Source organism: Mesorhizobium sp. P2_C5_2, from assembly GCF_056404535.1.
Genome location: NZ_JBFUDV010000001.1, coordinates 1,325,826 through 1,347,437 on the forward strand (window position 1 = coordinate 1,325,826; position 21,612 = coordinate 1,347,437).

Genomic DNA, 21,612 nt, shown 5'->3' on the forward strand with positions numbered 1-21,612 from the left:
TCACCTGATTTCATGGGTGATTTGGTTGTTCTTGCTGCGAAAGGAAATACACTGAGAACAGCACTGCGGAAGAAGGCCGACATCGTGCCTTCGCCGGCCGGGATTAGCGTAAACGACGCCGTGTCCCGCGCCATCAGGACAGTCCTTGCCAGTCTGGAAGACTCCAAGGCCGAAAACATTGTCTCAATCGACATTCAGCGGAAATCGAGCCTCGGCGACTATATGGTCATCGCGTCGGGCCGATCGCACCGTCATGTCTCGGCTGTCGCCGACCATCTCCTCAAGGCGCTCAAGGATGCCGGTCTCGGCACGGCGCGCGTCGAGGGATTGTCCGGTGCCGACTGGGTCCTGATCGATTCGGGCGACATTATCGTCCATGTCTTCCGCCCCGAAGTCCGCGAATTCTACAATCTTGAAAAGATGTGGCAGGCGCCGGACCTCGAGGAAGAGACCTTGCACTGAGCTCCGTCTCATGTCGTAACCGTCGTCGGTGCGACATGTGAAAGCTCGGCGAGGCAGGGATGAAGATATCAGTTCATGCCGTGGGCCGGATGAAGACCGGCCCCGAGAGAGAGTTGGCCGACCGCTATTTCGAGCGTTTCGCCAAAAGTGGCCCGGCGATCGGGCTCGAATTCTCCGGTGTCGCCGAGATTCCCGAAGGCCGCGCCCAAAACGCCAATGAGCGCCGCCGCGAGGAAGGCCAGAAGCTGCAGGCGCAGCTACAGCCGGGCACGGCGCTGTTCCTGCTCGACGAACGCGGCAAAAACCTGACCTCGGACGATTTTGCCACCCGCATCGGCCAGCTGCGCGACGGCGGCCGCAAGGCGCTGGTCATCGCCATTGGCGGCGCCGACGGGCATGACCAACCGCTGCGCGACCAGGCCGATCTGGTGCTGTCGTTCGGCGCGGCGACCTGGCCGCACCAACTGGTGCGCGTCATGCTGGGCGAACAGCTATACCGGGCGGCGACGATTCTCTCAGGCCATCCCTATCATCGTTCTTAAAGCAGTGGGTTGAGGTCAATCGTACGGATTTCCGCCCCAATGCACGGCTGTTTTATGCTAAAGCGCGTCATGCGACGCGCTTTAGGTCTTTTGGTTTTATGCATGTCGTTTTCCCAAAGCCGGGTCACTTTTGGGCGACATGCATTCGGCTTCGTTTTCGATCATGGTTGATGGTTCGTTAACGAAGCCACGCATAGAGTCGGGCTTCAATGGCTGACAACGGGAAATCAGGAACGGGCTTCCGGCGCGCACGCTGCGGCATCGCTGCAGCAGTGGTTTTGCTGTCGCTCGGGCTTGCGCGGGCCGAAAACACGCTCGACGTGGCGCCCGACCCGGACCAGAGCCGCGCTGAATATGAGAAAGTTTCGGCCGAGATCACGCTGTCGTCCGAACGGCTGGCCAAGCTTGCCGCAGATATAGCGGCGGTCAAGAAGGACCATGCCTCGATCACCGCGGCGTTGATCCAGTCGGCGATGACCGAGCAGAAGCTCGGCCAGGACATCGAGGATATCGGCGCCAGGCTCGAAGGGCTGAAGGGCGAGGAACAGAAGATCCGCGTCTCGCTAGCGGCGCGGCGCGACGTGCTGGCCGAAGTGCTGGGCGCGTTGCAGCGCATGGGGCTCAATCCACCGCCGGCGATCCTGGTCAAGCCGGAAGATGCGCTGTCATCGGTGCGCAGCGCCATCCTGCTCGGCGCCGTGGTGCCGGAACTGCGCCAACAGACCGAAAAATTGCTGGCCGACCTTAGGGAACAGTCGCGGGTAACGGCCTCGATCGAGGCCGAGCGAACCCGGCTGACGGCGGCGGTCGGCGAGCAGACGGCGGAAAAGAAACGCCTCTCTATGCTGCTCGAAGCCAAGCAGAAGCTCGAGGCGGACACCTGGACCGCGATGGTGGCGGAAAAGCAACGATCCCAGGCCCTTGCGGCCAAGGCCGGCAGCCTGAAGGAGCTGATCGCCTCGCTGGAGGCCGACAAGAGCCGCAAGGCGGCGGATACTGCGAAGGCCGGCGAGCAGAAGGCGGTCGACGCAGACAAAACCGACGCCGATACGACGACCGCGTCGACGGAACTGGCGTCATTGCCGGTGCCGGAAGGCAACCGCCTCACCGCCTCGGCGCCGTTTTCGGCGCTTCAGGGCCAGGTCGCGCTGCCGGTCACCGGCAAGATCAAGCGCCGTTTCGGGGCCGATGACGGTAACGGCGCGGTGATGCTTGGCGACATGGTTGCGACACAATCGGGAGCCATCGTCACCGCACCGGCGGACGGAAATGTGCTTTATGCGGGGCCTTTTCGCTCTTATGGTCAACTCTTGATCCTCAATGCGGGAGACGGCTATCATGTCGTCCTGGCGGGGATGAGCAGAATCAGCGTCGCGTCTGGCCAGTCGGTGCTCGCAGGAGAGCCGGTCGGCGCGATGGGAGAGGCCCGGGTGGCAAGCACCTCGGCCTCGAAGAATGGAAATGCCACGCCGGAACTCTACGTCGAGTTCCGCAAGGATGGAAAACCCGTCGATCCGACCCCATGGTGGGCGGACCGCTTCTCTGGAAGGACGTGAAATGATGCGGAAACTGTCGCTTCTTATTGCCGGTGCGCTGATGGGCGCGTCAGCGATGAGCCTGGTCTATGGCGCGCCCGGCTCGACGGCGAACGCTGCAGGCTCCGAGACCTACAAGCAACTGGCGATCTTCGGCGACATTTTCGAGCGCGTGCGGGCGCAGTATGTGACGCCGCCGGACGACAAGTCGCTGGTCGAAAACGCCATCAACGGCATGCTTGCCTCGCTCGATCCGCACTCGTCCTACATGAATGCCGAGCAGGCGCAGGACATGCGCGTGCAGACCAAGGGTGAATTCGGCGGCCTCGGCATCGAGGTCACCATGGAGAACGACCTGGTCAAGGTGATCACGCCGATCGACGACACCCCGGCCGCCAAGGCAGGCGTGCTGGCCGGCGACTATATCGCCAAGATCGACGGCGAAGAGGTTCGCGGCCTGACGCTCAACGACGCGGTCGAGAAGATGCGCGGCCTGGTCAACACGCCGATCAAGCTCACCATCCTGCGCCAGGGCGCCGACAAGCCGATCGAGCTGACGGTGGTGCGCGACATCATCAAGGTCAAGGCGGTCAAGTTCCGGGTCGAGAACGACATCGGCTACATGAAGATCACGTCCTTCACCGAAAAGACCTATGACGACCTCGAGAACGCGATCGACACCATCAAGAAGCAGGTGCCGAACGACAAGCTCAAGGGCTATGTGCTCGACCTGCGCCTCAACCCGGGCGGCCTGCTCGACCAGGCGGTGAGCGTGTCCGACGCCTTCCTCGACCGTGGCGAGATCGTCTCGACCCGCGGCCGCGATCCGAAGGACGTCACCCGCTTCGACGCCAAGGCGGGCGACGACATCGGCGCCAAGCCGCTGATCGTGCTGGTCAATGGCGGTTCGGCCAGCGCCTCGGAGATCGTCGCCGGCGCGCTGCAGGACCTGCGCCGCGCCACCGTGGTCGGCACGCAGTCCTTCGGCAAGGGCTCGGTGCAGACCATCATCCCGCTTGGCGAGAACGGCGCGCTGCGCCTGACGACGGCGCTCTATTACACGCCGTCCGGCAAGTCGATCCAGGGCAAGGGCATCACGCCCGACATCAAGGTCGACCAGCCGCTGCCGCCCGAACTGCAGGGCAGGGACCTGACGCGCGGCGAATCGGACCTCAAGGGCCACATCAAGGGCGCCGACGAGAGCGATACCGGTTCGGGCTCGGCTGCCTATGTGCCGCCGGATCCGAAGGACGATCTGCAGCTCATCTATGCCGAACAGCTGCTGCGCGGCCAGAAGACGGATCCGGCGTTCCCGCCGAATCCGGAGAAGGCCGTGCTCAACCAGTAAGTCGACCGGCGGCTCTGGCCGCTCGATAGAAGCGATGCAATGCTGCCGGGACCGTGAGGTTCCGGCAGTTTGATTCGGGGGAAGCTGCGGGCTGAACGCCTCGTCTCCTTGGAGGCGCAAGGGACACGCCACTTTTTGACTTTGCGCTTTCCGAAAGCCTTTCGGAATCATGCGCCCGGGGATGCGGCTTGGCTGACATCGGCAAAGACATAGAACGCCCGCTCGGACAGACCGCCCGGCCGCGCGCTGCGTCGCGCGGGTTGAGCGCCCGTGCTGTCGCGACGACGCTGGTCGTGCTTGCGGCTGTCGGCATCTCCGGCGCGATCGCGCTTCGCGAAAAGCCGTTCCGCAAGCCCGAACAGGCGGTGGTCTCGACGCCGAAGGTGACGGCGGCGGCGGAACCGGCCGCGGCGGCACCAACTGCCGCGCCTGCTGCGCCGAAGGCGGAAACGCCACCCAAAGCAGGCGGGCCGCAGATCATCCATGTGCAGACCCAGGAGGGCGATGGTCCGCCCAATGCAGCCATCGTCATCCATGACCCGTCGACGATCGGTCAGAATCTGAAGATCGCGCATATCCCCGACAAGGCGCTGATCGAGGCCAGCGACACCGGCCCACTGCCGGTCCGCGCCGCCGACGGCAGGCGGCCGTTCGATGTTTATGCCAGGCCATGGTCGGGCTCGCGCGGCGCGCGGGTGGCGATCGTCATCGGTGGGCTTGCGGTGTCGCAGACCGGAACGCAGGCGGCGATCGCCAAGCTGCCAGCGGAAGTGACTTTGGCCTTTGCGCCGCAAGGCAACAGCATCGGCCGCTGGATGCAGGCGGCGCGGCAGGGCGGGCATGAGGTGGTCATGCAGGTGCCGCTCGAACCGTTCGACTATCCCAACGTCAATCCCGGCCGCAACACGCTGACGGTGGCGGCGAGCCCGGACGACAACCTGAAGAACCTGCGCTGGGCGCTGTCGCGAACGACCAACTATACCGGTGTCATGAACTATATGGGGGCGCGGTTTTCGGCCGACGCGACGGCGATGGAACCGTTCATGGCCGAGCTCGGCAAGCGTGGCCTTGCTTATATCGATGACGGCTCGTCCGCGCGAAGCCTGGCGCCCGACCTCGCCTTGAAGGACGGCGTGCCGTTCGTCGCCGGCGACACGGCAATCGACGCCGTGCAGGACCGCGGTGCCATCCTGAAAAAGCTCGACGCGCTGGAAGCGACCGCGCGCGCCAAAGGCTCCGCCGTCGGCATCGGCTCGGCCTTCGATCTCACCGTCGACACTGTCACCTCCTGGATCGTGGAGGCGAAGAAGCGCGGCATCGAAATTGTGCCGATCTCGGCGGTGGCCATCGACCCGCAAAAGAATTAGCGCTATCTGCCGGACCGACGTGAACTCTCGAAACGGCTGGACCTGACAGATGGCTAGAAAGATCGATCGCGAGACGTTGCCGTACCGCCCCTGCGTCGGATTGATGATCCTCAATGGCGACGGGCTGGTCTGGGTCGGGCATCGTATCGCCGAGCCGGATAGCGAATTCGCCGGCACCGCGCAGCTCTGGCAGATGCCGCAAGGCGGCATCGACAAGGGCGAGGAGCCGCTGCAGGCGGCCGGGCGCGAGCTATACGAAGAGACCGGCATGCGCTCGGTCACGCTCCTGGCCGAAGCGCCGCACTGGATCAACTACGATCTGCCGGCCGATCTGGTCGGCATCGCCTTTAAGGGGCGTTATCGCGGCCAGACGCAGAAATGGTTCGCCTACCGCTTTCACGGCGAGACCAGCGAAATCCAGATCAATCCGCCGCCCGGCGGCCATACCGCCGAATTCGATGAATGGGCCTGGCGGCCGATGCAGGACCTGCCTGATCTGATCGTGCCGTTCAAACGCAAGGTCTATGAGGATGTGGTGGCGGTGTTCCGGCATCTGGCGTAGCGGGCTGAAGGCTCGGCTGTTGCGACGTCCATGATCTGTCCTTACTGATAGGGTTTGTTTGGTGCTCTGGTCAGGAGCCGGGATGAGCAGCGCCTCGGGAAAGTCATCGCATTCAGCGCCGGAAGTCGGCTTGCAGCCGATCAGCGAAGCGGCAGCCGGTGCGATCCTGACCATCGATCTCGGCGCTGTCAGAGAGAATTATCGACGGCTCAAGGCGAAGCTCGGCGGCGTGCGCTGCGCCGGCGTCGTCAAGGCCGACGGCTACGGGCTCGGCGCGGCGCAAGTCGCGGCGGCCTTGGCTGCCGAAGGCTGCGATATCTTCTTTGTCGCGCATCTCACTGAGGGTGTCGCGCTACGCGACGCAATTGGGCCGCTACCGGAGATCCATGTGCTGAACGGCCTGCCGCCGGGCTCCGAGCTGGAAGCGGTTGCGGCGGATCTTGCGCCCGTCATCAACAGCGCCGGGCAACTGAAGGCGTGGAGCGAGGCGGGCCAAACGGCAGGCCGCAAGCTCAAGGCGGCCATCCAGGTCGATAGCGGCATGTCGCGGCTGGGCATGGCTCCTGCCGAGGTCGAAGCCCTTGCGGCCGATGCTTTCTCCGGCGTCGATGTCGTCCTTGTCATGAGCCACCTGGCGCGTGCCGACGAACCGGGCAATCCAGCCAATGCCGCACAGCTCAGCGAATTCGAACGGCTGCGCACTATGCTGCCCAAGGCGCCGGCGTCGCTCGACAATTCCTCCGGCATCTTTCTGGGTTTGCCCTATCGTTTCGACCTCGCCCGCCCAGGCGCTGCGCTCTACGGCATCAATCCGACGCCTGATGAGGCGAACCCGATGCTGCCGGTGGTGCGGCTCGAGGCAAAGATCATCCAGACGCGCAGCATCGAAAAGGGCGCTGGCGTCGGCTACGGCCATGCGTTTCTGGCCAGCGGTCCGTTGCGCGCAGCGACGATCTCGCTCGGCTATGCTGATGGCTGGCATCGACGTGCCGCGTCGGCTGCCTGGTTCGACGGCGTGCGGCTGCCCTTTGTCGGGCGGGTGTCGATGGATTCGATCATCCTCGACATATCGTCGCTGCCCGCCGGGCGGCTGCGCGAAGGCGACCTTGTCGAACTGCTGGGTCCCTCGCAGAGCGTCGATGACGCCGCCGGCCATGCCGGCACCATCGGCTATGAAATCCTGACCAGCCTCGGCCCCCGCTTCCACCGCCGCTATGTGAACGCATAGGACGAGACGCGCCCCCTTGGCGGACGCCGCAAAATCCGGCAGACAGGAGGCGGCGGCCTTCTGACGGAAGTCGTTCGTGGAGAGTGATGCGATGAAGATCTTCGTGTTGGGCGGCGGCGTTATCGGGGTTACCACTGCCTATTATCTCGCCGAGGCCGGCCACGAGGTCACCGTGTTCGACCGCCAGAAAGGGCCGGCGCTGGAAACCAGCTTCGCCAATGCCGGCGAGGTCTCCCCGGGCTATGCCTCGCCCTGGGCCGGTCCCGGCATTCCGCTGAAGGCAATCAAATGGCTGCTGATGAAGCATGGTCCGCTGGTCGTGCGCCCGGCCTTCGATCCGCATATGTGGACGTGGCTTCTCAAGATGCTGCGCAATTGCACAGCCGATCGCTACGCCATCAACAAGGCGCGCATGGTGCCGCTCGCCGAATACAGCCGCGATACGCTGAAGGCGCTGCGCGAGGCGACCGGCATCGCCTATGACGAGCGGACCAAAGGCACGCTACAGCTGTTTCGCACGCAAAAGCAGCTCGACGGCACCGGCGGCGATGTCGAGGTGCTGAAGAAATATGGCGTGCCTTACGAGCTGCTCGATCCCGATGGCTGCATCGGGGCCGAGCCGGCTTTGGCCGGCGTGCGGGAAAAATTTGTCGGTGGGCTCAGGTTGCCCGGCGACGAAACCGGTGATTGCAAGATGTTCACCGACAGATTGGCCGAGCTCTGCGTGGCGCGTGGCGTCACGTTCGAATACGGCACGCAGATCAGGCGCTTCACCAAGAACCGCAATCGTATCGTCAGCTTCGGTACCGACCAGCGCTCGCGCGCGGCCGACGCCTATGTGCTGGCGCTGGGCAGCTATTCGGCGCGTTTCATGCGGCTGCTCAGGCGTCCGATCCCCGTCTATCCGGTCAAGGGTTATTCGATCACCGTGCCGATCAAGGATGCGGCGGCAGCACCGGAATCGACGGTGATGGACGAAACCTACAAGGTGGCGATCACCCGGCTCGGCGACCGCATCCGCGTCGGCGGCACGGCGGAGATTTCCGGTTTCGATCTCAGGCTGCACGAATCGCGGCGACGCACGCTCGAACATTCGGTCGGCGATCTGTTCCCGGATGGCGGCGACCTCAAGGCAGCGTCGTTCTGGTGCGGGCTGCGGCCGATGACGCCCGACGGGCCACCGCTGATCGGCCGCACCGAGTTCTCCAACCTCTATCTCAACACCGGCCACGGCACACTGGGCTGGACCATGGCCTGCGGCTCGGCCAAGGTGCTGTCCGATATCATCTCCAGCAAAGTGCCTGATATCGATGTGAGGGAGCTGGGGCCGGAGCGGTATCTCTGAGGGGGCGCGCACTTTTTAAAGCTATAGAGGGGGCGTAAAGGAGCACAGCAATTTTTTCTATTACGCGCTGCAATGCCTCAGAACGCCTCCTTCACCCAGCCCTTCGAGAACAGCCACCGGTAGGCCCAGGGTATCGTCACCTTGGTCGAGACCGGGTTCGAATGGGCGACATAGTCGTCATAGACGGGCTGCATCCTGGCGTAGAAGGCAGGGTCGAGCACCATCATGCCGTTCTCCAGGTCGTGGAAGAAGCTGCGGTTGTTGAGGTTGACCGACGAGATCGTCACCAGCCTTTCGTCGATCATCATGATCTTGGAATGCAGCACGATATCGGGCGCCTTGAATTCGCGGATGTTGATGCGGTCGCCATATTTCTCGACGAACAGCTTGTTGAGCGCGGTCAGCAACCTGCCGCCAATGTCGCCCCTGAGGTCGATGCGGCCGACAATGTCGATCCTGACGCCGCGCGCCAGCGCCCGCTCGATGGCCAGGCTGAGCTTCGGCGGCAGATTGAGGTAGGGATTGACGATCTCGATATGATGCTCGGCGGTGTCGATCAGCTCGACGAAATAGGTCTCCAACGCGTGGTTGTCCTCGTAGGGCACGGAGATGAAATGGCGCACCGAGCCTGGCGGGCGCCGGCCATCGGTGAGCACCGGAATGGAGAAGGGCCTGATAATGTTGGTGTCGGCGTCGCGCAGCCACAATGTCGAGAGATGCGCGGCCAGCATCTCGACGGTTGCCGGGTCGGCGAACTCGATGTCGAAATCGCTCCAGTTCGAATAGTAGTTCAGCGAGAAGCCGTCGGTCTTGCCGTATTGCTCCAGATCGGGATAGCGCGACAGGTCGATCGGCTTGTGGAACAGGAAGCCGTCATGGATGTTGCGGCCGCCGATGATGACGCGCGAGCGCGCGGGGTCCTCAGCCAGCGTCGCCAACATCTTGACGTGATGGGTCTTGTGCAGCTGCGACAGCTGTTCGTCGATCGGCGCGCCCTGGTCGGCCCGCCAGCGATATTCCTGTACCTCGACATTGGGGTATTCGGCCGCCAGCCGGTGCAGCAGCGCGTCGTCCTTGTCGCGCTCCAGCACGTCGGTGACCATGATGCGCACCTTGGTGCCGAGGGCTGCGTGATGGCGGATCAGCCGCTCGATGACGCGGCCGGAAAAGTCGGCCTTGAACTCCAGCGAGGACAGATAGATCAGCTTGAGTTTCGGCGCGTGCGAGAAGTCGAGCGGCAGTTCGGGATCGGCCTTGTCGAAAGCGCTGTCGGGCAGCGGCGCGCCGAGCAGCGCCTCGACCTTGGCGTTGAAGCCGTCACGCGACTTGCGCAGCAGGCGTGGTTGGCCGAGCGGCAGCGAGCAGGTCTGCGACAGCCAGCGGCCGGCGTAGAAGACGCGGTCAAGCTCTTCCAACCCGGATGGATCGGGCACCGGACAGCGCTCGTAGCGGCTGTCGAGCGCGGCAATCGCAGGGTATGCAACCTCTTCGCGCAGGATGGTGAGCGGCGTCCCCGCTGGGGCTAGGCTGGAGCTGAGCTTGAGATCGCAGCGGTTCAGACTGTCACCTGGAAACAGGCTAGCGGTGGCGGCTTCTTCCCCCGACAGGTGAAAGCGAAATGGCGCGCCAGCGGTGATGGTACGCGAGCTGCTACCGGCGTGGATCGCCAGCGTGCCGTCGCAGGCGCCCGACAGGTCGACCGGCTGCTTTCCCGACTGGCGCAGCACGATCTCGACCGAGCGCGCCTGCAGGCCGGAAAAGCTGAACGTCTTTGGCACGGAGGGGCGAGCGGCGGCGTCGATATAGAGTGTCTGCCGCGACACCCGCCAGCGGCCGTTGAAATGGCCTTCGCCGGCCTTGCCTCTCGCCGCCGGCATCTGTTCGGCCGTAACCGGCCTCGCCAGTTGTTCCAGCGTCCGGTAGGTCGCCTGGAAATCGCGGTTGGCGATGGCATGGCGGTCATGGCCAAACGGACCGGTGCCGTTTGCCCTGTCCATGGCGCCGATCTGGTTGTGGGCAAGCAGTGCCAGAAACTGCCTTTCGTAGTCGCCGGTGCCGGCATCGCCGAAAAACGCGGCGGCCGCGGTCCGCGGCCCGGGTGTGGCGGCCGATAGCGACGGTCGCTCGCAATCCGTCGCACTAGGGAAAAAATCGCAGCTGTGTCTGAGCGGACCGGCGCAAGCGGCAAGGGCTGCGAGCGCCAGCCCGGCAAGGGCCAGGCAGCAGGCACGGTTCATCCCGTCGCCCCGTTCATCGTCTTCAGCTCAGCCGGATCGCGCGGTGGCAGGAAGCCTTGCGGAAAGACCTTGCAGACGGGAAGCGCGAAGGTGGCGATCAAAAGATCGGCCTCGCCGCGCATCTTTTTCGGCGCCGTCCTGTCATCACGTATCGCCTTTGCCGAGGCGACGAGCGCGCCGTCGCAGTCGCAATGATTGCGGCGTGCGATGTAGCAGGCGTCATGGGTCTGGCAGGCGCTGTCGAGGCGATTGACAGGGCGGGCCGAAAGGTTGCCGGTGCGGGTGCCGGGACCGCAATAATTGCCGAAGACGAAAGGCGAGGGGCGGGCCATCGCGGTGCGGACCGGCTTGGGCAACTCGGCTTCCGGAACGTCGGTCCATGGATTGGCGCAGGCCGAAAGCCAGGCCAGCAGGAGGATGGCAAGAACGGCTCGCATTGTTATCCGCGCCAGCTTTCCGAAAAATGTGCCACCCTGGCGCTCCACCGTATCAGCGGCAAAATCCTGCGCCTGATGCCACACTCATTGATTCCGTGGCAAGGGAAGGGGATTTTATGGCAGGGGAAAGGCGGCACTTACACGAACAGCCCGCGTTCGCGTTCCACCGCCCTGGTGATGAAGTTGGCGACGATCTGCACGCGGCGCAGCGGGCGGACCGATTCGTGATAGACCAACCAATAGGCGCGGCGGATCGGCGCGACGATGTCGACGGGGATCAGCTCCGGCATCGAGCGGGCGACGAAGGTATGCAGGATGCCGATGCCGGCGCCCGAACGCACCGCTTCGGCCTGGCCGAGGGCTGAGGAAATGGCAAAACTGGTGCGCCAGTCCGGGCTGAACTCGGCGGCGTAGTCGAGTGACGGGCTGACGATGAGGTCCGGCACATAGCCGATCAATGTATGCTGGCTAAGTTCCGCTGATGTCCGCGGCAGGCCATGCGCCTCGACATAGCCGCGCGAGGCAAACAGGCCGAGCGTGTAGTCGACCAGCTTTCCCGCCACCAGCCTGCCTTCGCTCGGCCGCTCGACGGTGATGGCGATGTCGGCCTCGCGCCGCGACAGCGAGAAGGAGCGTGGCACCGGTACCAGCTGGATGGTCAGTTCGCGGTGCAGCGCCGTCAGCGCGCCGAGGCGCGTGGCCAGGAATGCGACGCCGAACCCGTCGGGCGCGCCGATGCGCACCGTGCCGGAAATATCGTCGCCTTCGCCCGACACGGTCGAGCGCGCGGCAATCATGTCGCCCTCCATGCGCTCGGCAATGTCGAGGAAGCGCTCGCCGGCCGGCGTCAGCTCGCTGCCGGTGGTAAGCCGGCGAAACAGTTTTGTGCGCAGTGCATCCTCAAGCGCCGCGATGCGGCGCGAGACGGTGGCGTGGTTGAGCTCGAGGCGCTTGGCGGCACCGAGGATCTGGCCAGCGCGGGCGACAGCGAGGAAGATGCGGACGTCATCCCAGTTCATGGGGGTGGTCCGATCTAATGGCGAGCGCTGCGTTTCCGCCCGCCCCCCTCTGGCCTGCAGGCCATCTCCCCCGCAAGGGGGGAGATTGGATATCACTCCGGCTTTCGCCAATCTTGACCGCTGAAAGAAAGGCACCGTCGCTGACGCTGCTGATCTCCCCCCTTGTGGGGGAGATGTCCGGCAGGACAGAGGGGGGCGCGAAGGAACTCAACCGGTTGTCCTCAAGCAGATATCTTGTGACATCGCTATTTGCGGCAATTAATGCACACTCGCTCGCCGTTGTCTATTTCCTGCACAACGGTTGCGTTCTCCCTCGCGTTGCTTTCGCCCCCGCAAAGGCGTTCACTGCAGCATCACAAACTCAGGGAGAGAAACCATGATCGAATACGGTCATTTCATCGGCGGCAAGCATGTCGCCGGGACCAGCGGGCGCAAGCAGGACGTCATGCAGCCGATGGACGGCACGGTGCGCGGCACGGTGGCGCTGGCTTCGCCGGCGGAACTGCGCGCGGCTGTTCTCAACGCCAAGGAAGCACAGCTCAAATGGGCTGCGACCAACCCGCAGCGCCGCGTGCGCGTCTTGATGAAATTCCTTGAACTGGTCGCTCGCGACTATGACGAACTGGCCGACATTCTGGCGCGCGAACATGGCAAGACCATCGCCGACGCCAAGGGCGACATCCAGCGCGGCCTCGAAGTGGTCGAAGTCTGTATCGGTGCGCCGCACATGATGAAAGGCGAATTCACCGACGGCGCCGGCCCCGGCATCGACGTCTATTCGATGCGCCAGCCGCTCGGCGTCGTTGCCGGCATCACCCCATTCAATTTCCCGGCGATGATCCCGCTGTGGAAGATCGCGCCGGCAATCGCCTGCGGCAACGCGTTCATCCTCAAGCCCTCGGAGCGTGACCCGGGCCTGCCGATGCGCATCGCCGAACTGTTCATCGAGGCCGGCCTGCCTGCCGGCATCCTCAACGTCGTCAATGGCGACAAGGATGTCGTCGACGCCATCCTCGACGATGCCGACATCAAGGCCATCGGCTTTGTCGGCTCGACGCCGATCGCGCATTACATCTATTCGCGCGGCACGGCGGCCGGCAAGCGGGTGCAGTGCTTCGGCGGCGCCAAGAACCACATGATCATCATGCCCGACGCCGACATGGACCAGACGGTCGATGCGCTGATTGGCGCCGGCTACGGCTCGGCCGGCGAACGCTGCATGGCAATTTCGGTGGCGGTGCCCGTCGGCAACGACACCGCCAACCGGCTGATGGAAAAGCTGATCCCGCGTGTCGAAAGCCTCAAAGTCGGCCCGTCGACGGATTCGTCCGCCGATTTCGGCCCGCTGGTAACGGCGCAGGCCCTGGAGCGGGTCAAGGGCTATGTCGACATTGGCGTCAAGGAAGGCGCCAAGCTGGTCGTCGACGGCCGCGGCTTCAAGATGCAGGGCTACGAAGACGGCTACTATATGGGCGGCTGTCTGTTCGACAACGTCACCGCCGACATGCGCATCTACAAGGAGGAGATCTTTGGCCCGGTGCTCTCGGTGGTGCGCGCGCCGACCTATGAGAACGCCATCAAGTTCGCCAATGACCACGAAATGGGCAATGGCGTCGCCATCTTCACCCGCGATGGCGATGCAGCGCGCGACTTCGCAAGCCGAGTTCAGGTCGGCATGGTCGGCATCAACGTGCCGATCCCGGTTCCGATCGCCTACTACACCTTCGGCGGTTGGAAGGCGTCGTCGTTCGGCGACCTCAACCAGCATGGCCCGGACGCGTTCCGCTTCTACACCAAGACCAAGACGGTGACCTCGCGCTGGCCGTCCGGTATCAAGGACGGCGCGGAGTTCGTGATCCCGACGATGAACTGATCTCGACAGAAAACTTCAGAAAAAAGGGCGCGGCTTTTGTCGCGCCCTTTTTGCGTCATGCACCGATGTCCAGCCGTTTAATCCGCTCGCTGGCCAGGGTGAAATTGTAGTGGAGCGTCGCGGGACTGCCCGGAAAGTTCCCCGAGACGATGCCGGCGATCCGCCACGCATCGCCATCGACCTTCGCGCCGGCGACCTCTACCGTAACCCTGTATTTGCGTGTCGTTGCGTCCATCCAGTCGCGGATGGCGGCCGACCCCTGATGGATTTCGCCTTCGTCGCGAACCGTCGCGTCCGGTGCGAAGGGGGTGAGCATTGCGTCGATGTCGTGCCGGTTCTTGGCAGCAAAATAATCCGCCAGCGGCTGGGGAAGTTTTACGGTCATGGTCTCGTCTCCGGTTCCGGTTGTCGCCCGCCGGCTTGACGTCGGCGGTGCTTTGTTCGGTCCCTAAAGTGAGGTATGCTGCGGAAATGACAAGAACCGACGAAAAGGTACGGTACTTACCTGAAAGTAAGGCCGAGCCCGAACGCAAGATTGGGGCTGAAAGCAAAGTCGCGCCGCTGACGCCCTCATCCGCGGCGAGCGGCGTCGAAAACGTCCTGCGCATCCTCGAAGGCCGCTGGAAGCTGGTGATCCTGTTTCATCTGTTCGGCGGCAAAGTGCTGCGCTTTTCCGACCTCGAACGGGCGATCCCGGCGGTCTCGCAGAAGATGTTGATCCAACAGCTGCGGCAGATGGAGGCCGACGGCATCGTGAGCCGTATCGTGCATCACCAGGTGCCGCCGAAGGTCGAGTATTGCCTGACCGACTGGGGTCAGTCGCTGTGCCCGGCCCTCGACGCCTTGCTGAAATGGGCAGCACTTCGCGAACCTGCGGAAGTCTGACGCCGACCGTGCCTGCAACGCGCCGCAAGGCCTGCAAAGGTGCTTGTTTTCAGATCGGGGCCGCACCATATCGAATCCAGGGAATGTGATAAAATTCCCAGACGACAGACCGGAAACCAGAAGGAGTGACGTGATGAAGACGTCGGACCCGGCCTGGAACGCTCCGGCACATTGAGGCTGCCTATGTGCCTCCCTTTGCCGGAACGTGAAGGCGAAGGAGGTGCCAAATGGCACACAAATTTTCGTTTCGATGGATCAGGGTAGCTGCGATCGGCGCTGCGCTGGCGCTGTCGACGCTGCCCGTACAGGCGCAACTCGTCTGCGGCGACCACAGTGATGTTATCGCCGGACTGGCGCAGGCCTTTCAACAAAGGCAGATCGGCTACGGAGTTGTCGGGCAAGCTGCCATTGTCGAAATCTATGTCTCGGCAAGTGGGACATGGACCTTGCTGATAACCGACGTAAACAGCCAAAGCTGCATCCTCGCGATCGGTGAGGGATGGGAGGATACCCTCACCGTGACCGCGATGGCGCACGGGAACTGAGTTGCCTGATCAGCGGGTGGCGGCTGCCTCGGCATGGCCGCGCAGCAGCGCCATCAGGCGTTTGGCGTCCTTGGCGGCGGCTTCCTCGTCGCCGGCCAGGATCGAGCGGACCAGCGCGACATGGTGCTCGGCGGATTCGGCAAGGCCGGTGTCGGCTTTGTAGCGGAACCAGAAGCGGCGGCTGTGGGTCTGCAAGGGTGCGGCAAGGCGCGCTGCGAACGGGTTGTCGGCGGCCAGCGCCAGGGCCTCGTCCAGCGCCTTGTCGGCCTGGATGAAGGCCAGCACATTGCCGGAGATGACCGCCTTCTGCATGGACAAAGCTGCGTCGTGAAACATGTCGGCGGCCTCGCGGGTGACGAAGCGGGCGGCCGAGCGGGCCAGCACAACCTCGACGCCGCGCCTTGCATCGATCACCCGCAGCCAGTCGCCCGGATGCAGTGGCGCAATGGCGATGCCGGCCCGCGGCCTGACATCCAGAAGTCCTTCCCAGGCCAGGCGCTGGATCGCCTCGCGTACCGGCGTGCGGCCAAGGCCGAGCCTTTCGATCAGGGCGCCCTCAGTGACAAAACTCGACGGCGCCAATTCCAATGTCACGATCATGTGCTCGAGCACGCGGTACGCCTTGGCGGCAGCCGGTTCGGATGTCGTGCCTGGTTCGATGGACATCAAAGGCGGTCTCCTGATATATTTTGGATATATCATAACAGATTCCGCATTGACAGCGGGTTTTCTACCAGATATACGGCTGATATATCAGATGGAGAGATGACCATGTGGACCGGAGTTTTCCCCGCCGTCACGACCAAATTCACTGCCGACGACCGCCTCGACCATGCCGAGATGGAGCGCTGCTTTGCCTTGCAGATGGAGGCCGGCTGCGACGGCATCATCGTGTGCGGTTCGCTCGGCGAAGGCCCGATGCTGTCGCATGACGAGAAGATCGAGGTGCTGAAGACGGCGCAGAAAGTCGCCGGGAAGAAGCCGGTGCTGCTGACGGTCAACGAGGCCGGCACCCGCGAGGCGGCGAGCATTGCCAAGCGCGCCGCCAGGGAAGGTGCCCACGGCCTGATGGTGGTGCCGAGCCCGATCTACCACACCAATCCGGAAGAGACGGTTGCCGCCTTGCGCGCCGTCGCCGCGGCCGGCGACCTGCCGGTGATGATCTACTCCAACCGGCTCGCCTACCGCGTCGACGTCACCGTCGACCAGATGGAGGAGCTGGCCGCCGACAAGCGCTTCGTCGCCATCAAGGAATCGTCCGACGATATCCGCCGCTCGACCGAGATCATCAACCGCTTCGGCGACCGCTACGACCTGTTCACCGGCGTCGACAATCTCGCCTTCGAGGCGCTGTCGGTCGGCGCCATCGGCTGGGTGGCAGGTCTGGTTGTCGCCTTCCCGCGCGAGACGGTTGCCATTTATCAGCTGATGAAGCAGGGCCGCCGCGAAGAGGCGCTTTCGATCTACCGCTGGTTTCGGCCGCTGCTCGATCTCGATGTCTCGACCTATCTGGTACAAAACATCAAGCTTGCCGAAGTGTTCGCGATCAACACAAATGATCGCGTGCGCATGCCGCGCCAGCCGCTGTCGGGCGAGCGCCGCAAGGCGGTCGAGAAGATCGTTAGGGATGCGCTGGCGGTACGGCCGAAGCTGCCGACGTTCTGAGGAAGGTTACATGCCGTCCCGTCTCAAGCGCGTCGAAAGCGATGGAGACTGGGCGGCATATCACAGCATACGCAGGCGGGTTCTTTGGGAGGATCGGGGCTTGGGCAGCTACGACGAACGGCATCCCGATGACCGCCTAGTCGGCAATCATCCGCTGCTCCTCATGCATGAAGGCGCGCCGGTGGGGACTGCCAGGCTGGATGTTGTCGGGCAGCGCCTCGGCATTGTCAGGCTTGTTGCGATCGAATCCGGGCTGCAACGGCGTGGCCTTGGTCGCACTCTTATGACGCAGGTCGAGAACCATGCCCGTGGCCTCGGTCTCGTTCGGCTGGAAGTCAATGCCGCCAAAGATGCCGAAGGGTTCTATCAAAGGCTCGGCTGGGAGACTGTGCATTCTGACCGGAAGAACCCGCTGATGACGAAAGCCCTGAAAGCTGGAGGCATTCCATCGTGACTGCGCCAATTTTGGACGTCGCCATTGTCGGTGGCGGCATTGTCGGCATCTGCGCGGCAGCCATGCTGGCTGAGGCCGGGCGCAGCGTCACAGTCTTCGACCGCACCGGCATTTGCGAGGAAACCAGCTCCGGCAATGCCGCCGCCTTCGCCTTCTCTGACGTGCTGCCGATGGCGCATAAGGGGATGATGCGGCAGTTGCCGAAATGGCTTGCCGACCCGCTCGGACCGCTCAGCATCCCACCGGCCTACCTGCCAAAACTCCTGCCATGGCTGTTCCGATTTTGGCGCGCCGGCGCGCCGAGGCATTACGAGGCGAGCCTTGCCGCGCAGGCCGGCATGATGAAGCTCGCCGAGGCAGAATGGATGGGACTGCTCGATCGTTCCGGCGCGCGGCCGATGCTGCACGAGGACGGCTCGCTGGAACTCTACGAAAGCGAGGCCGAGTTTCAGAGCGGGCTCCCCGGCTGGGCGGCGCGCGCGCGTTTCGGCATCGGCTTTCGCCATGTCGAAGGCGACGAACTGGCGCGGCTGCAGCCGGGCCTGTCGCCGCGCTTCATCAAGGGCACGTTCGTGCCGGGATGGAAGACTGTCGCCGACCCGAAACTGCTCGGCAAAGCGGTCTGGGCCTATGCCGAAAGGCTCGGCGCGCGTTTCGAGAAAGCACGCGTCGAGCGCGTCGCGGCCGATCATGCTGGTGCAACACTGACGCTGGCTGACGGCACGACCAGGCAGGCAAGGAACCTCGTCGTCGCGGCCGGCGCATGGTCGCATCTGCTGGCCAAGAACCTCGGCGACATTATCCCGCTTGAGACCGAGCGCGGCTACAACACGACCTTGCCGAAGACCGCCTTCGATGTGCGGAGGATGCTGATCTTCTCCGGCCACGGCTTCGTCATCACGCCGCTCGACACTGGACTGCGCGTCGGCGGCGCCGTCGAGTTGGGCGGACTCGACCGGCCGCCGAATTTTGCGCGCTCGAAGGCCATGCTGGAAAAAGCTGGACAATTCCTTCCGGGGCTGGACTCATCAGGTGGCCGCGAGTGGATGGGCTATCGCCCGTCGCTGCCGGATTCGCTGCCGGTTATCGGCGCCTCGCGCGCGTCGCCCAATGTTGTCTACGCCTTTGGCCATGGCCATCTCGGCCTGACCCAGGCGGCGGCCAGCGGCCGCTTGATCCGCGATCTCGTTCTCGGGCACACTTCGCCGATCGATCTTGCTCCCTTCAGCCCGCAACGATTTTGAGTTCGAGGAAATCATGGCCAAAAAATCCTTCTTCTGCATCGATGGCCATACCTGCGGCAATCCGGTGCGGCTGGTCGCCGGCGGCGGCCCGTTGCTCGAGGGGTCGACGATGATGGAGCGGCGGGCGCATTTCCTTGCGGAATATGACTGGATCCGTACCGGGCTGATGTTCGAGCCGCGCGGCCATGACGTGATGTCGGGCTCGATCCTCTATCCGCCGACGCGAGACGATTGCGACATTGCCATCCTGTTCATCGAAACCTCGGGCTGCCTGCCGATGTGCGGCCACGGCACCATCGGCACGGTGACGATGGCCATCGAGCATGGGCTGATCAAGCCAAAGACGCCGGGTGTGCTCAGGCTCGACACGCCGGCCGGGCTGGTCATCGCCGAGTACAAACAGGTGGGCGACTATGTCGAGGAGGTGCGCATCACCAATGTGCCGTCCTTCCTCTATGCCGAAGGGCTGACGGTCGACTGCCCGCAGCTTGGCGAAATCACCGTCGATGTCGCCTATGGCGGCAATTTCTACGCCATCGTTGAGCCGCAGCCGAACTACCGCGACATGGCCGATTATTCCGCCGGCGACTTCATCGCCTGGAGCCCGGTGGTGCGGCAGCGGCTCAACGAGAAGTATTCGTTCGTGCATCCGGAAAACCCCGGCATCAACCGGCTGTCGCACATGCTGTGGACAGGCAAGCCAACGGTCGAAGGTGCGGATGCGCGCAACGCTGTCTTCTATGGCGACAAGGCGATCGACCGCTCACCTTGCGGCACAGGCACTTCGGCGCGCATGGCGCAGCTCCATGCCAAGGGCAAGCTCAAGGCGGGCGACAGCTTTGTCCATGAATCGATCATCGGTTCGCTGTTCAGGGGCAAGGTCGAAAAGGACGTCACCGTCGCCGGCAAGCCGGCCATCATTCCCTCGATCGGCGGCTGGGCGCGGATGACCGGCCTGAACACCATCTTCATCGACGACCGCGATCCGTTCGCGCATGGGTTCGTCGTCAAGTAGTGGGCTGGTTGCCGCCGGCATCGACCGAGACTTCCCGACGGAACCAGTCGGCAAAGGTGAGTGCGGCGGGTGAGGCATTCGCCGACATGGTCAGGAAGTAGGCCTTGTCGCGGTTGGTCGAGATGTCCGACAGGACCACGAGGTCGCCGTGTTTCAACTCGTCGCGAAAGACATCGACCGGACAAAGCGCCACGCCGTGGCCGGCAATGACCGCAGTCGCCAGAATGTTGAAGTCGGCAAAGACCGGCCCGTTGCCGACATCGACCTTGGCCAGTCCGGCCTCGGCAAACCACTCGTCCCAGCCCTGACGGTTCTCGTCATGCAGCAGGTCGGCGCCGGCTATCCCGGCAGGGGTTCGCAGATGCTCCCTGCCGGCCAGGTAATAGGGGCTGCACACCGGCCGGTTGAGGCGCGAAAACAGCTTCAGGCTGGTGACGCCGGGCGTCGGATCGGCGCCGAGCGTGATCAGCACGTCATTGTCGCCATCGCCAAGCCTGTCCTCCGCCTTGGCATAGGCGACGCGCATGCCGATGTCGGGATGGCTGGCGGTGAAGGCGGGCAGGCGGGGCACCAGCCAGCGGCTGGCGATGGACGGAATGCAGCCGACGGAAATGGTCGCCGCAGCGGCATTGCGCCGGATGCGCCGGCAGGTGGCGCCGAGTTCGGCAAGGGCAGCACTCGCCGACGCTTGCAGGATCACGCCGGCGTCGGTCAGCCGCACCTTGCGTGCGTCGCGGTGGAAGAGCGGCACGCCCAGCCACTCCTCCAGGCGCCTTATCTGGTGGCTGATCGCCGGATGGGTCACATGCAGCTCCTCGGCGGCAGCGGAAAAGCTCAGGCGGCGGGAGGCAGCCTCAAAGGCCCGGATGGCATTCAGCGGGATGTAGTCCATCTGTAAGATTTACTAACATGATGGGTGAGAAGCAATCATTTGAAAGTCCGTCTGGCATGCGGCATCTCTGCCGTGCACCACCAATCCACCCATAACTTTCCGGCCAACGGCCGGTATCCGCAGGGAAATCGTCATGTTCACCAGACAATTGGCTGATGTAGAAAAATCTGACTTCTTCGTGAATTGGGGCAATGGCACCAGCCACCGGCTGCTGACCCAGCAGGACGGCATGGGCTTCACCGTCTGCCACACTGTCGTGCGCGCCGGCAGCGAATCGCGCCTCCATTATCGGCGGCATTTCGAGGCCTGCTATTGCATCGCCGGCGCTGGCGAGGTCGAGGACATGTCCGGTGCGGTGCACCGCATCGAGCCGGGCACGATCTATGTGCTCAATGAGCATGACGAGCACTATCTGCGGGCCGACGCCGCGGGCGATATGATCCTGGTCAGCGTCTTCAATCCGCCCTTGAAAGGTACGGAGCGGCATGCGTTGAGCGAGGACGGTGGGTCCGCCTACTGATCACAGACGGGCAGCCGCTTCCAGTCCGGCGGCCGGGCCTGGACGCTCGGATACACATAGTCTTTTATCGACCATCGCGGGCCACTCGCTCGAGGCTTTGTGGCGAAGTAGCAAGAATCTTGCCCCCGAGGAAAGGAATGTGGCTAAAAAACGAAGCCTGTCAGCAACGCAACGATTCGTCTCATCACCTAATTTTGACGGTGATTTCTTCGAAATGGGGTGCATTGTCCGGCTGAATCGTCAGAGACATTGCGTTATGCCAATGATAGGGTCCGCGATAGTCCAGGGGTCGGGAGCAAAAAAACGGGCAATCGGAAGGCGTGCCGGCAAAACACGCACGACGTTTGAAAAATCACGTTGCAATCCGGGCTCGAAACTTTACGACTAGGGGAAATACGAAAAGGAATGCGTCTGCATGGGCGACATTCCAGGGGAGC

General features: G+C 63.6%; 22 protein-coding genes. 16 read left to right on the forward strand and 6 right to left on the reverse strand.

Annotation, left to right across the window (positions count from 1 at the left end; genetic code table 11):
* Nucleotides 1–84: 84 nt before the first annotated feature.
* The 8 genes from rsfS (at nt 85) to AC1D1B_RS06375 (ending at nt 8,389) form a co-directional block, all read left to right on the forward strand.
* A complete protein-coding gene (gene rsfS, locus AC1D1B_RS06340) occupies nt 85–462 on the forward strand; it encodes a ribosome silencing factor (protein WP_477330328.1) in 378 nt (125 codons plus the stop codon).
* 59 nt (nt 463–521) lie between these two features.
* Nucleotides 522–1,004: a 23S rRNA (pseudouridine(1915)-N(3))-methyltransferase RlmH gene (gene rlmH, locus AC1D1B_RS06345; protein WP_477330330.1), complete on the forward strand. Its 483-nt coding sequence runs from the start codon at nt 522–524 to the stop codon at nt 1,002–1,004.
* 209 nt (nt 1,005–1,213) lie between these two features.
* Nucleotides 1,214–2,560, forward strand: coding sequence for a murein hydrolase activator EnvC family protein (locus tag AC1D1B_RS06350; RefSeq protein ID WP_477330332.1), 1,347 nt, complete (start codon nt 1,214–1,216; stop codon nt 2,558–2,560).
* A 1-nt stretch (nt 2,561) separates the two neighbouring features.
* Nucleotides 2,562–3,887: a S41 family peptidase gene (locus AC1D1B_RS06355; RefSeq protein WP_192252503.1), complete on the forward strand. Its 1,326-nt coding sequence runs from the start codon at nt 2,562–2,564 to the stop codon at nt 3,885–3,887.
* 188 nt (nt 3,888–4,075) lie between these two features.
* Nucleotides 4,076–5,254, forward strand: a complete 1,179-nt coding sequence (locus tag AC1D1B_RS06360; protein ID WP_477330334.1) for a divergent polysaccharide deacetylase family protein — start codon at nt 4,076–4,078, stop codon at nt 5,252–5,254.
* 49 nt (nt 5,255–5,303) lie between these two features.
* Complete coding sequence (locus tag AC1D1B_RS06365; RefSeq protein WP_477330336.1) at nt 5,304–5,816, forward strand: RNA pyrophosphohydrolase; 513 nt, start codon at nt 5,304–5,306, stop codon at nt 5,814–5,816.
* A gap of 82 nt (nt 5,817–5,898) precedes the next feature.
* Nucleotides 5,899–7,044, forward strand: coding sequence for an alanine racemase (gene alr / locus AC1D1B_RS06370; protein ID WP_477330338.1), 1,146 nt, complete (start codon nt 5,899–5,901; stop codon nt 7,042–7,044).
* Between the two features lie 91 nt (nt 7,045–7,135).
* Nucleotides 7,136–8,389 (forward strand): D-amino acid dehydrogenase, encoded by a 1,254-nt coding sequence (locus AC1D1B_RS06375; protein WP_477330340.1) that lies wholly within the window; start codon nt 7,136–7,138, stop codon nt 8,387–8,389.
* 77 nt (nt 8,390–8,466) lie between these two features.
* Here the strand turns inward: AC1D1B_RS06375 and AC1D1B_RS06380 are convergent, their stop codons facing one another.
* The 3 genes from AC1D1B_RS06380 to AC1D1B_RS06390 form a co-directional block, all read right to left on the reverse strand.
* A complete protein-coding gene (locus AC1D1B_RS06380) occupies nt 8,467–10,626 on the reverse strand; it encodes a phospholipase D-like domain-containing protein (protein ID WP_477330342.1) in 2,160 nt (719 codons plus the stop codon).
* A complete protein-coding gene (locus tag AC1D1B_RS06385; RefSeq protein WP_477330344.1) occupies nt 10,623–11,063 on the reverse strand; it encodes a hypothetical protein in 441 nt (146 codons plus the stop codon). The genes AC1D1B_RS06380 and AC1D1B_RS06385 overlap by 4 nt, the downstream gene beginning before the upstream one ends.
* Before the next feature lie 137 nt (nt 11,064–11,200).
* Nucleotides 11,201–12,082 (reverse strand): LysR family transcriptional regulator, encoded by an 882-nt coding sequence (locus AC1D1B_RS06390; RefSeq protein WP_142869811.1) that lies wholly within the window; start codon nt 12,080–12,082, stop codon nt 11,201–11,203.
* Between the two features lie 376 nt (nt 12,083–12,458).
* On the opposite strand from AC1D1B_RS06390, the gene AC1D1B_RS06395 reads away from it, so the two are divergent.
* Entirely contained in the window at nt 12,459–13,955 is a 1,497-nt protein-coding gene (locus AC1D1B_RS06395) for a CoA-acylating methylmalonate-semialdehyde dehydrogenase (protein ID WP_477330347.1), read from the forward strand.
* A 55-nt stretch (nt 13,956–14,010) separates the two neighbouring features.
* Here the strand turns inward: AC1D1B_RS06395 and AC1D1B_RS06400 are convergent, their stop codons facing one another.
* A complete protein-coding gene (locus AC1D1B_RS06400) occupies nt 14,011–14,340 on the reverse strand; it encodes a nuclear transport factor 2 family protein (RefSeq protein WP_477330349.1) in 330 nt (109 codons plus the stop codon).
* An 86-nt stretch (nt 14,341–14,426) separates the two neighbouring features.
* On the opposite strand from AC1D1B_RS06400, the gene AC1D1B_RS06405 reads away from it, so the two are divergent.
* Nucleotides 14,427–14,840 (forward strand): winged helix-turn-helix transcriptional regulator, encoded by a 414-nt coding sequence (locus tag AC1D1B_RS06405; RefSeq protein WP_477330351.1) that lies wholly within the window; start codon nt 14,427–14,429, stop codon nt 14,838–14,840.
* A 227-nt stretch (nt 14,841–15,067) separates the two neighbouring features.
* On the forward strand, nt 15,068–15,385 hold the full coding sequence (locus tag AC1D1B_RS06410; protein WP_477330352.1) for a hypothetical protein: 318 nt from the start codon (nt 15,068–15,070) through the stop codon (nt 15,383–15,385).
* Between the two features lie 9 nt (nt 15,386–15,394).
* Here the strand turns inward: AC1D1B_RS06410 and AC1D1B_RS06415 are convergent, their stop codons facing one another.
* A complete protein-coding gene (locus AC1D1B_RS06415; protein WP_477330354.1) occupies nt 15,395–16,087 on the reverse strand; it encodes a GntR family transcriptional regulator in 693 nt (230 codons plus the stop codon).
* A 69-nt stretch (nt 16,088–16,156) separates the two neighbouring features.
* On the opposite strand from AC1D1B_RS06415, the gene AC1D1B_RS06420 reads away from it, so the two are divergent.
* The 4 genes from AC1D1B_RS06420 to AC1D1B_RS06435 all read left to right on the forward strand — a co-directional run bounded on the left by AC1D1B_RS06420 (nt 16,157) and on the right by AC1D1B_RS06435 (nt 19,763).
* Nucleotides 16,157–17,050: a dihydrodipicolinate synthase family protein gene (locus AC1D1B_RS06420; protein ID WP_477330356.1), complete on the forward strand. Its 894-nt coding sequence runs from the start codon at nt 16,157–16,159 to the stop codon at nt 17,048–17,050.
* A gap of 100 nt (nt 17,051–17,150) precedes the next feature.
* Nucleotides 17,151–17,504 carry a GNAT family N-acetyltransferase gene (locus tag AC1D1B_RS06425; RefSeq protein WP_477330358.1) on the forward strand — a complete coding sequence of 118 codons (354 nt, stop codon included), beginning with the start codon at nt 17,151–17,153 and terminating at the stop codon, nt 17,502–17,504.
* On the forward strand, nt 17,501–18,748 hold the full coding sequence (locus tag AC1D1B_RS06430) for an NAD(P)/FAD-dependent oxidoreductase (RefSeq protein WP_477330360.1): 1,248 nt from the start codon (nt 17,501–17,503) through the stop codon (nt 18,746–18,748). Before AC1D1B_RS06425 ends, AC1D1B_RS06430 begins: the two co-directional genes overlap by 4 nt.
* Nucleotides 18,749–18,761: 13 nt before the next feature.
* Nucleotides 18,762–19,763 carry a 4-hydroxyproline epimerase gene (locus AC1D1B_RS06435; RefSeq protein ID WP_477330362.1) on the forward strand — a complete coding sequence of 334 codons (1,002 nt, stop codon included), beginning with the start codon at nt 18,762–18,764 and terminating at the stop codon, nt 19,761–19,763.
* On the opposite strand, the gene AC1D1B_RS06440 is transcribed toward AC1D1B_RS06435, so the two are convergent.
* Entirely contained in the window at nt 19,756–20,655 is a 900-nt protein-coding gene (locus tag AC1D1B_RS06440; RefSeq protein ID WP_477330364.1) for a LysR substrate-binding domain-containing protein, read from the reverse strand. The genes AC1D1B_RS06435 and AC1D1B_RS06440 overlap by 8 nt on opposite strands.
* A 133-nt stretch (nt 20,656–20,788) precedes the next feature.
* Between AC1D1B_RS06440 and AC1D1B_RS06445 the strand changes: the two genes are divergently transcribed.
* Nucleotides 20,789–21,175 carry an ectoine synthase gene (locus AC1D1B_RS06445; RefSeq protein WP_477286527.1) on the forward strand — a complete coding sequence of 129 codons (387 nt, stop codon included), beginning with the start codon at nt 20,789–20,791 and terminating at the stop codon, nt 21,173–21,175.
* The last annotated feature ends 437 nt before the right edge of the window (nt 21,176–21,612 follow it).

What these genes read in the sequence shown, in the direction of transcription:
- AC1D1B_RS06410 (WP_477330352.1), top strand. Translation starts at nt 15,068, where the DNA reads ATGGCACACAAATTTTCGTTTCGATGGATCAGGGTAGCTGCGATCGGC.
- AC1D1B_RS06350 (WP_477330332.1), top strand. Translation starts at nt 1,214, where the DNA reads ATGGCTGACAACGGGAAATCAGGAACGGGCTTCCGGCGCGCACGCTGC.
- alr (WP_477330338.1), top strand. Translation starts at nt 5,899, where the DNA reads ATGAGCAGCGCCTCGGGAAAGTCATCGCATTCAGCGCCGGAAGTCGGC.
- AC1D1B_RS06400 (WP_477330349.1), bottom strand. Translation starts at nt 14,340, where the DNA reads ATGACCGTAAAACTTCCCCAGCCGCTGGCGGATTATTTTGCTGCCAAG.
- AC1D1B_RS06405 (WP_477330351.1), top strand. Translation starts at nt 14,427, where the DNA reads ATGACAAGAACCGACGAAAAGGTACGGTACTTACCTGAAAGTAAGGCC.
- AC1D1B_RS06375 (WP_477330340.1), top strand. Translation starts at nt 7,136, where the DNA reads ATGAAGATCTTCGTGTTGGGCGGCGGCGTTATCGGGGTTACCACTGCC.
- AC1D1B_RS06385 (WP_477330344.1), bottom strand. Translation starts at nt 11,063, where the DNA reads ATGCGAGCCGTTCTTGCCATCCTCCTGCTGGCCTGGCTTTCGGCCTGC.
- AC1D1B_RS06415 (WP_477330354.1), bottom strand. Translation starts at nt 16,087, where the DNA reads ATGATATATCCAAAATATATCAGGAGACCGCCTTTGATGTCCATCGAA.
- rlmH (WP_477330330.1), top strand. Translation starts at nt 522, where the DNA reads ATGAAGATATCAGTTCATGCCGTGGGCCGGATGAAGACCGGCCCCGAG.
- AC1D1B_RS06440 (WP_477330364.1), bottom strand. Translation starts at nt 20,655, where the DNA reads ATGGACTACATCCCGCTGAATGCCATCCGGGCCTTTGAGGCTGCCTCC.
- AC1D1B_RS06395 (WP_477330347.1), top strand. Translation starts at nt 12,459, where the DNA reads ATGATCGAATACGGTCATTTCATCGGCGGCAAGCATGTCGCCGGGACC.
- AC1D1B_RS06445 (WP_477286527.1), top strand. Translation starts at nt 20,789, where the DNA reads ATGTTCACCAGACAATTGGCTGATGTAGAAAAATCTGACTTCTTCGTG.
- AC1D1B_RS06365 (WP_477330336.1), top strand. Translation starts at nt 5,304, where the DNA reads ATGGCTAGAAAGATCGATCGCGAGACGTTGCCGTACCGCCCCTGCGTC.
- AC1D1B_RS06380 (WP_477330342.1), bottom strand. Translation starts at nt 10,626, where the DNA reads ATGAACCGTGCCTGCTGCCTGGCCCTTGCCGGGCTGGCGCTCGCAGCC.
- AC1D1B_RS06420 (WP_477330356.1), top strand. Translation starts at nt 16,157, where the DNA reads ATGTGGACCGGAGTTTTCCCCGCCGTCACGACCAAATTCACTGCCGAC.
- AC1D1B_RS06390 (WP_142869811.1), bottom strand. Translation starts at nt 12,082, where the DNA reads ATGAACTGGGATGACGTCCGCATCTTCCTCGCTGTCGCCCGCGCTGGC.
- AC1D1B_RS06435 (WP_477330362.1), top strand. Translation starts at nt 18,762, where the DNA reads ATGGCCAAAAAATCCTTCTTCTGCATCGATGGCCATACCTGCGGCAAT.
- AC1D1B_RS06355 (WP_192252503.1), top strand. Translation starts at nt 2,562, where the DNA reads ATGATGCGGAAACTGTCGCTTCTTATTGCCGGTGCGCTGATGGGCGCG.